The 2,207-nt window shown below is 36.8% G+C and carries 2 protein-coding genes; both read right to left on the bottom strand.

Going from position 1 to position 2,207, the window contains the following annotated elements; genetic code table 11:
• Positions 1 to 126: 126 nt before the first annotated feature.
• On the bottom strand, positions 127 to 573 hold the full coding sequence (locus tag M3Q23_11755) for a hypothetical protein (protein ID MDP9342740.1): 447 nt from the start codon (positions 571 to 573) through the stop codon (positions 127 to 129).
• Positions 574 to 1,361: 788 nt separating this feature from the next.
• Positions 1,362 to 1,916, bottom strand: a complete 555-nt coding sequence (locus M3Q23_11750; protein MDP9342739.1) for a helix-turn-helix domain-containing protein — start codon at positions 1,914 to 1,916, stop codon at positions 1,362 to 1,364.
• Positions 1,917 to 2,207 lie beyond the last annotated feature (291 nt).

Raw genomic sequence — 2,207 nt, 5'->3', positions numbered from 1 at the left:
CCTTTGAGTGAGGCATGATCAACTTCGTATGTATTATAGTGCATCTTTCTTATTTTGAACCTCTTATCAATTAACTTGGATGGGTCAATACTAAAACTAGGAATCATAGCAGAGTTATTTCACCCGTTATTTTATAAGCATCTCAGTTCGTATTGAAGGTTTTCGCTCACTATACTTAAGCAGTATTGACAATTCTCCAACCGTCGTAATGGAGTCTGATTCTATCTCTTCATTAGACTGACCAAACTTTTTGGATCCATCTTCCATATTGGAAGAGATGGGGGGACTTTCCAGGATATATGAAGTGTCTAGCATTTCTATAGTTTCACTAATTATCTCTTCCTCCGGTCCGACTAAGCCAAATTCTCTGGCCTCTGTCATGGCTTTATCATAACCCGCGGCAGTTAAGAGAGAATAGTAACAGATATCGCACACCAATGATTCAAAAAGTCCAACATACTCGCCGTGAAGATAAAAAGGTGCCCTTTTTTCAACCATATGACTCATACATCTGGGACATTTTACTTCTCCAATAGAATCCGTATCTGGGGTTGCCACCATGTCTATGAACATGACACCAAATATTAAAGATTCCAGAGAAAATATCTATCCTATTCCCTAAATGCAGTTTTTAAGACTAAATAACAGGAATATACCGAAACTGCCAAAGTCCATTTATTCCACCTAACGAGATAATCCTGGGCCTTCTCTCGTACTTTTCGTCCATCTCTTAACGCCATCTGAACTTGTTGATCGGGCAGCGATCTTAATTGCATCTGGTCACTGAAGTGATTACTATATAGTCTTCGGCAATCCCGAAATGGGTCCACGACGCCCAATATGTCTGTTGTAGAATTTAAGCATACTAAGTCAAGTCTCATAATTTAGGCCAACTACCAAATTTTCTGAGATATCTTCTAACATTCTCTGTCAGACTTTCTAGATTTCCATAGTTATGGTTGGCACAGACATCCTTCTTGAGGTTTCTATTGATTCTTGACTCAACTGGATTTAGGTTGGGTGAACGTTTTGGTAGGAAGATTACTGTAAGCCATTCTGATTGCTTTTGTAAGAATTGTTTGGTTTTTTTGCTTACATGAAATGATGCATTGTCTATTACAAGGATAAAACGTGTAACATGATTCTTTTTGATATATCGTCTTATGCTTCTGACATGGTTTATGAAATCAGTACTCGTTCTAGATTTACTTAGTGTGAATTTGACATTGTTAGTATTATAAAGCAAAGTGATGAATGCGTTGAATTTTCTATTTGTACCATTGTACAGTATCCTCTTTTGATCACCTTTCATCATATACGTATTCGTAATATAGGGCTGAAGGTTTACCCACGTTTCGTCTTCAAATCCCAACATTACTCTTTTTTAAAAATGCTGCCGATACCTTCTTGTAATTGTCTATCCTCTTTTTCTTCTGCTCATAGTCTTTATCATGTTCTAGTGCAAGCTTTGGTCTTTTGTAAGATACGCCAAGACTCCGGATGATCCTCCATGTATGCATAGGACTAACATTCATCTTAAGTTCCTTAGATAGATGCCTTGCAAGTAATCTGATACTCCATGTGTTCCTTAGATATCCAAATGCTGCTGGTGATTTCAGTACTACTTCTTTTATGAGCTCCTTGTTCTTTTCGGAAGATATCTTAGGTATTTTACCTGCATTCTTTCTCTTACTCCTTATACCATCAAGACCATATTTTCTATAAGCATCTATCATACGGTATACATTCCTGTAATTAACACTGATATTCTTGGCTATGTTTCTGTACGAAATACCTTCCATCTTCTGTTTTACAGCCACTGCACGTCTGTACTCTTCCTTGTCCTTTGTCTTCTTCAGGAAATCAAGCAATTCTCTCCTCTTCCTAACGGATATTTGAAGAGCCCGTGGTTTCATACAAATGAGGTAGAGATACCAAGCTAAAGCTCTTCTTGTATAAAATAATTGGCATAAATATCATACTTAGTTGATACATACTTGGATACTTAACTTATATCTGTTGTATCTTTAATTGCATCTACACTTAAAGCGTAAGGAACTTTATTTGCCTCATGGTTTACGAAGTAAAAAAGTAACGCTAGTCCTATAATTCCACCCGTGGTATAGTAAATGTACTGTCTTTTCATCCTTATCTATCAAGTAGGCTACGAGTAGAATAAGTTTGAGATTTTGAGAACTACTATACAC

It is taken from the genome of Actinomycetota bacterium (assembly GCA_030774015.1).
Lineage (GTDB): Bacteria > Actinomycetota > UBA4738 > UBA4738 > JACQTL01 > JALYLZ01.
This window is presented reverse-complemented; position numbering and strand designations above follow the sequence as displayed.